This window comes from Paenibacillus chartarius (assembly GCF_042432825.1).
Taxonomy (GTDB): Bacteria; Bacillota; Bacilli; order Paenibacillales; family NBRC-103111; genus Gordoniibacillus; species Gordoniibacillus chartarius.
On record NZ_JBHLWN010000090.1, the window covers coordinates 94,439 to 100,495 of the forward strand.

General features: G+C 54.6%; 10 protein-coding genes. 7 read left to right on the forward strand and 3 right to left on the reverse strand.

The window, feature by feature from the left end:
- Window positions 1–42 precede the first annotated feature (42 nt).
- Genes lipA through ACFFK0_RS23405 form a run of 3 tightly spaced genes read left to right on the forward strand, consistent with a single transcriptional unit; the run spans window position 43 to window position 2,208 of the window.
- A complete protein-coding gene (gene lipA, locus ACFFK0_RS23395; protein WP_377472787.1) occupies window positions 43–927 on the forward strand; it encodes a lipoyl synthase in 885 nt (294 codons plus the stop codon).
- Between the two features lie 25 nt (window positions 928–952).
- On the forward strand, window positions 953–1,795 hold the full coding sequence (locus ACFFK0_RS23400) for a YutD family protein (RefSeq protein WP_377472788.1): 843 nt from the start codon (window positions 953–955) through the stop codon (window positions 1,793–1,795).
- Window positions 1,796–1,839: 44 nt separating this feature from the next.
- Window positions 1,840–2,208 carry a response regulator gene (locus tag ACFFK0_RS23405; RefSeq protein WP_377472789.1) on the forward strand — a complete coding sequence of 123 codons (369 nt, stop codon included), beginning with the start codon at window positions 1,840–1,842 and terminating at the stop codon, window positions 2,206–2,208.
- Between the two features lie 99 nt (window positions 2,209–2,307).
- Here the strand turns inward: ACFFK0_RS23405 and ACFFK0_RS23410 are convergent, their stop codons facing one another.
- Both ACFFK0_RS23410 and ACFFK0_RS23415 read right to left on the reverse strand, forming a co-directional pair.
- Window positions 2,308–3,114 carry an NAD kinase gene (locus tag ACFFK0_RS23410; RefSeq protein WP_377472790.1) on the reverse strand — a complete coding sequence of 269 codons (807 nt, stop codon included), beginning with the start codon at window positions 3,112–3,114 and terminating at the stop codon, window positions 2,308–2,310.
- A 12-nt stretch (window positions 3,115–3,126) separates the two neighbouring features.
- Entirely contained in the window at window positions 3,127–3,798 is a 672-nt protein-coding gene (locus tag ACFFK0_RS23415) for a PilZ domain-containing protein (RefSeq protein ID WP_377472791.1), read from the reverse strand.
- Between the two features lie 464 nt (window positions 3,799–4,262).
- On the opposite strand from ACFFK0_RS23415, the gene ACFFK0_RS23420 reads away from it, so the two are divergent.
- From ACFFK0_RS23420 to ACFFK0_RS23435, 4 genes are all read left to right on the forward strand, one after another.
- Window positions 4,263–4,373, forward strand: coding sequence for an MHYT domain-containing protein (locus tag ACFFK0_RS23420; RefSeq protein WP_377472798.1), 111 nt, complete (start codon window positions 4,263–4,265; stop codon window positions 4,371–4,373).
- A gap of 385 nt (window positions 4,374–4,758) precedes the next feature.
- Window positions 4,759–5,451, forward strand: a complete 693-nt coding sequence (locus tag ACFFK0_RS23425) for a class D sortase (RefSeq protein WP_377472792.1) — start codon at window positions 4,759–4,761, stop codon at window positions 5,449–5,451.
- Window positions 5,452–5,453: 2 nt separating this feature from the next.
- On the forward strand, window positions 5,454–5,627 hold the full coding sequence (locus tag ACFFK0_RS23430; protein ID WP_377472793.1) for a hypothetical protein: 174 nt from the start codon (window positions 5,454–5,456) through the stop codon (window positions 5,625–5,627).
- 39 nt (window positions 5,628–5,666) lie between these two features.
- On the forward strand, window positions 5,667–5,846 hold the full coding sequence (locus tag ACFFK0_RS23435) for a transglutaminase-like domain-containing protein (protein ID WP_377472794.1): 180 nt from the start codon (window positions 5,667–5,669) through the stop codon (window positions 5,844–5,846).
- Window positions 5,847–5,966: 120 nt separating this feature from the next.
- Here ACFFK0_RS23435 and ACFFK0_RS23440 read toward each other — a convergent pair whose 3' ends face one another.
- Window positions 5,967–6,050, reverse strand: coding sequence for an IS3 family transposase (locus tag ACFFK0_RS23440; protein WP_377472799.1), 84 nt, complete (start codon window positions 6,048–6,050; stop codon window positions 5,967–5,969).
- Between the last annotated feature and the right edge of the window lie 7 nt (window positions 6,051–6,057).

The following is a 6,057-nucleotide window of genomic DNA, read 5'->3' on the forward strand; positions in this document are numbered from 1 at the left end:
ATGATGAAAATCGACTACTTCATATAAAGGCGGACCTTGCATATGGCCTCCAAGACTTATTTGCGCAAGCCGGAATGGCTTAAAATACAATTGAACCCGAATGACAATTACAAAGAGCTGAAGCAGATGATGCGCGGCAAGACGCTGCATACCGTCTGCGAGGAGGCGAAATGCCCGAACCTGCATGAATGCTGGGCGAACCGCACGGCGACCTTTATGATTCTCGGCAACATTTGCACCCGGGCCTGCCGCTTCTGCGCGGTGACGACGGGACTGCCGACGGAGCTCGACCTCCAGGAGCCGGAACGCGTCGCCGAAGCGGCGGAGCAGATGGGGCTGCGCCACTGCGTCGTAACGTCGGTAGCTCGCGATGATTTGGAGGACGGCGGGGCGTCGATTTTTGCCGCGACCATTCAAGCGCTCCGCGCTCGGCTGCCGTTCTGCGGCGTAGAGGTGCTGATTCCGGATTTCCTCGGCCGCCGCGAATCTCTCGAGACGGTGCTTGCGGCGAAGCCGGATATTTTGAACCACAACGTAGAGACGGTGGAGCGGCTGTCCGACCGGGTGCGTTCCAAGGCCAAATACAGCCGGTCTTTGGAGCTGCTGCAGCGGTCGAAGGAAATCAACCCCGCAATTTCCACGAAGTCGAGCCTGATGGTCGGCGTCGGCGAGGAGTGGGACGAAATTTTGCAGACGATGGATGATTTGCGTAAGGTGGATTGCAACATTTTAACGATTGGCCAGTATTTGCAGCCGACAAAGCAGCATCTTCCGGTGCTTGCTTATTACACGCCCGAGCAGTTCGCACAGCTGAAGGAAGAAGGCTTGAAGCGCGGCTTCCGCCACGTGGAATCCGGACCTCTCGTGCGCAGCTCCTACCACGCTCACGAGCAGGTTCAATCGGCCGCACTGGCGCCGAACGGCTAACGCAGAAGGAGGCACCTGCAAACCTATGATTCTCATTGGCGGCAAGGCATACGAGCTTATCACCGATCATAAGAACGGCTGGAATCAAGAGGTGTTTCGCGAGCGCTATAGTGAGGTACTCGACCGGTACGACTATATCGTCGGCGACTGGGGCTACAGTCAATTGAGACTGCGCGGCTTCTTCAAGGAAAACAGCCCGCGCGCGACCAAAGAAAGCTCCATCGCCGTTCTGCAAGATTATTTGAACGAATACTGCAATTTCGGCTGTGCTTATTTCATTATCGAACGGATCCCGAACAAAAATCAAACGGACGGCGGCGAACAGGACCCGTATGTAAGCGAAGCGTCTTTGCGTGAAGAGACGACGGCGGCGAAAGAGGATATGCCGAAGTATACGATCCGTTCCCAGCCTCCTGCTGAACGCGCCCCCCGCCCGCAGAAGGACAATGCAGCGCAGGGAGAGCAGCAGGGAGGCGGACAGCAGCACGGACAGGGCGAGCGGGCCGAGCGTCATGGCGGAGGGCGCCAGCAGCAGCGTGGAGGTCAGGGGCAGCGCCAGCACGGCTCCGGGCAAGTTCACCAGGGAGGCAGAGGTCAGGGACAGCACCAAGGCGGACGGCATGGACCGCGGGACGGTCAAGGGCAGCAGGGCGGTCTCCGGGCGCAGGGCGCCGGATTGTCTCAAGGACAGAAGGCTAACGTATCGTCGCAAGGACAAGGGCGCGAACATACGCCGGGCGGTCAGCAGGGACAGCGCCCGCAGCAAGGGCAGCGCCCGCAAGGACAGCGGCAGCACCATCCGAAGCAGCACCACGGGCAGCAGGGCAAGCAGCCGGCTGCGCCAAATCCGTCGGGCCGCCCTTCTTAAATGGCATAATTACGTTTTCATTATATGAAGGCAGGTGACGCTCCATGGCAAAAGTAATGATCGTTGACGACGCCGTGTTCATGCGCACCATGATTCGTCATATCGTCACGGAGATGGGCCATGAGGTCGTTGCCGAGGCTCCAAACGGAGCCGAAGCGGTCAAGCTGTATACGGAATGCCGGCCCGATGTCGTGACCATGGACATCACCATGCCCGATATGAACGGAATTACGGCGGTAACCCATATCATCGAGTTTGACCCGGCTGCCCGCATCATCATGTGTTCGGCGATGGGGCAGCATCGGATGGTGCTGGATGCGATTCAGGCGGGCGCGAAAGATTTCATCGTGAAGCCGCTCATTAAACATCGCGTTATGGAGTCCATCCAGAATGTGCTCGGCCAGCGAATGTAAGCTGGACTATGGAAACGGCGAAAAGGCAGTCGCGCCTACGTTGCGGTAAGCAACAGGCGGGCTGCCTTCTTTATTGGAGTGGAACTGATCGGGCAAGTCTCAATTGGTAGCGATGAACGCTTCGCGAACTCGGCTCCAGAACGGGAACGGCCGGAAGCGGGCGAAACGGACCTTCGCATCGGGCGATACGCGACAGCGGATCGAAACGACGTCTCCGCGCTGCACGTACAGGTGGTCGAGCGACAGCAGCATATGCTGCTTCGTCCTCGGGTAAATGTCGCAGTGATGATGCTTCGGCAGGATGACCGAAGAGCCCAGCGTACGATATACGCGGTTGTTGATGGAGGCGATTTCCGCCATCTGAATCGCTTCGATCGAAGGATGGACCATGGCGCCGCCCAGACTTTTGTTGTAGGCTGTACTGCCCATCGGGGTCGAAATGCATATGCCGTCGCCGCGAAACATCTCGAACATTTCGTCGTTAATATTCAGCTGGGCGACAAGCGTCTCCTCTACGCCCTTAAGCGTAAACTCATTGAGGGCAAGACTCGTCTCCATGCCGGATTCCGTAATCGTCTGAATTTCCAGCAGCGGGTAGGAGACGACCGGAATATCCGCATTCCCTACCTGCAGCCGCATCATCTCCGCCAGCTTCTCGATCTCATCGGGCTTCCAGTCGGCAAAAAAACCGAGGTGTCCGGTGTGAATGCCGACAAAGGCGATCCGGTTGAGCTGCCCGACGTATTTGTGGAACGCCTGCAGCATCGTGCCGTCGCCTCCGATCGACAGCACAAGATCCGGCGATTGTTCGTCGAGGATAAGTCCGTAGCCTTGCACAAGCTGGTGGAACCGTTCGGTAAGCTGCTTGGACACTTCGTCGCCGCGTTGTACGACCGTGTATTTCAACAAGAGTACCTCCTACTCGTTCATGCAATATTCATCGATCCGCCTCGTAAGCGAATCGCTTAAGCTTCGGAGCTCGACAGCGACGCGGTATAGATCGCTGCTGAAATGGGAGACGCGTACAACTTCCCCGTAGACCGTATAAGGCTCCGGGTCGCCCGGCAGCAGGAAGCGCAGCTCCAGATAGAGCGGGTAAAAGAGCCGTACCTGCGTCACGAACGACAAGCCGCTGGAAGAAATATCGAGCATTTGTCCATGAAACGCTACGCTTTGGTGGCTTGCGAATCGGCGTACGCCCATGATGCGGCAGGTAACCGGCGTACGTACCGGTAGTGAGGCGCGCAAATGCCGCCTGCTTTGCTCCGACCTAAGCTCGCTGGGCGCCGTAAGCAGCAGTGTACAGACGTTCTTCTTCACTTCCAGCTGTTCCAGCCCGACAAAAGCTGAATACAGGATACCCCGAACCCGGCACGACAAATCAATGAAGGAAACGTGGTCCAGTTTCTCAAACGGACTAACTCCTTGAAAGTCGAAAGATACGGTAAAATGAGTGGAAGTAACCTTCTGCACGGTAAACACGTTTTCCATACAGAATGGCTGCCCTTCCTTCGTTTCACCGACAATGATGAGCTGACAAACCGAGTGCGGGGCAACGATACCTTGGGACAAGGCTTGATTCCAATTCAATCGTATCACCTTCTCCCAACATCATAATCAATTCGGGACAATAAAACAATGCACGGACATTTTCATTTCCGTCAAAGTGGGGAAATTTCAAACTTAATTGAAAGGATGATAGTTCGTTCTTCCCATCATATCACGGCGACAGGAGGACGTCTTTCATTATCGATCTTACAGAAATCAAGTCGAGAAGTTGTAGAGTTGTTCGTGCGAAGATGAGGGGGGCATTGCTACTCGTTGTGGTGTTATTATTGCTGAAGGGATGACGAATTGGTAGATACGGCAAGTATATATACGAGAGTTAAACCTAGTATATTGTTGCGCGTTCGGCGGTTAACGCCGTACTAGCATCGTATTCGGCGTTAAGCATCGCAGCCAAAATTTCGGATACCAGCGGCAAGCGCGTTTCTGCCGGCTTTTGCCGGCTTTTTGGTGATGGGAAGCGGGATATGGCTATGCATTTTATCGACATGCTTGCGTTTCATCTTCATGGGGATGTAAAGTACGACATTGGGCTCACGCTGCTCTCCATGGCGGCCAGTGTGATCTCCTTCTTGATATTACGATGGGAAATATATTAGCCGGTATCATATCGGGATCGGCGGTTTGGTGGGGATTGTCGGCGCTGGTTGCATTAGCCGTGTCATACGCCGTCTGTTTCTGTTTATTCGTTTCCGGAGCAGGGATGCTTGACCGAATTTCTGATCGATGCGCTTAAATTGGATCGCCCATGACTCAGGATATGGAGACGCCGAGCAAACGGGCTATCATTCATGCCATTGTTCTTATGGCGGCAAAGCTGCAGCTGGACGTTATTGCCGAGGGTGTGCAGAATAAAGAGCATATAGATTTCCGAGTGCCATGGGATGCAAGGATTTCTCTGCGGCAAACCGATGAAGAACAGTAATTTGCTGCGATGGATGCTTGAGCACGGCGGAGTGTGGAAGGGAAGGACAGGTGCTTTCTATGAACAGCCGCAAATGGATATCGACCGTATGTATATTGGCTGGGCTATGCATATTTCTCTACCCGACGATTGCCGACCGGTACGAGAGCTACCGGCAGCAGCAAATATTGAAGCAGTGGGAACACAATCTGAGATCGATCGATCAGGGGGTAGCGGATTCGGAAGTGCCTTCGGAGCCCACTGCGGCCCTGCCGAGCGACAACACAGCGATGCCGGAGATTTTACCGGCTGCGGCGGTTCCCGCGCAAGCGGCGCCAGCCCCAGCCCCAGCCCTCGCGCCTATGCCCGATAACGTTGAAGGCATCTTGACCATCGACAAGATCGATCTGAAGCTTCCGATCCTGACGGATGCCACCATGGAGCATATGAAGATTTCGATCGCCAGCATCGCAAACACCGCTAAAGCCGGAGCGGTCGGCAACTATGCCATCGCGGGACACCGGAACCGGACCTACGGGAAAAATTTTAACCGGCTGGATGAAGTCGCCGCCGGGGATCTCATTCAAGTGGATACCGGCGCCCAAACTTATACGTACCGGGTGGAGGACAAGCTGTATGTGCTTCCGGAGGAAGTATGGGTGCTGAAGGGAAACGGCAAAGACCGCGAAATCACGCTCATTACTTGCCATCCGATTGACAATCCGACGCACCGGATTGTCGTGAAAGGAAAGCTTGTAGAAAGCAATTCCTAAGTATGGATAGTCAAGGGCATATATATACCAAGGGCATCATTACGCTCAACTCCCGTAACGGTACCGGCAAGAGAGCCATTGTCAGAATTTCGAAGGATAACGTTAAGTATGATTACGCGCTGGCCGACGGCGCTCATTATCCGCTGCAGCTTGGAAACCGCAGCAACAGTGTCTGATCGCGGAATTGGTCGAGGGCAATACATATAAAATTATCAGTGGAAACCGGATTCGTCCCGAACCTGGATCAAGTATTCGATGACTCGAAGGGCATCTGTTACGATTATGCGGCAACGTTCGCGGCCATGGCCAGAAGCGCAGGCATTCCGACCCGGCTGGTCATGGGGTATAGATCCGATGCGCCGCCTTCGTTCAGAGCGGAGCAGCGACGCCGTTGAAGAAGAACGAAGCGGATTACACCGTTGTGAAAACTTATTGATGAATATCATAGCATGAAAGTGAAGAGAACTTGCAGCCGTCCTGGTCAAGCCCCGATTTTGTAGACATTGAAAAAAGCCCTAGGCTGCGAGCTGGCGTCGGTACTCTATCGGCGTCAGCTTGTTTAATTCCAATTGAATCCGTTCTTCGTTATAAAACCGGATAAACTCC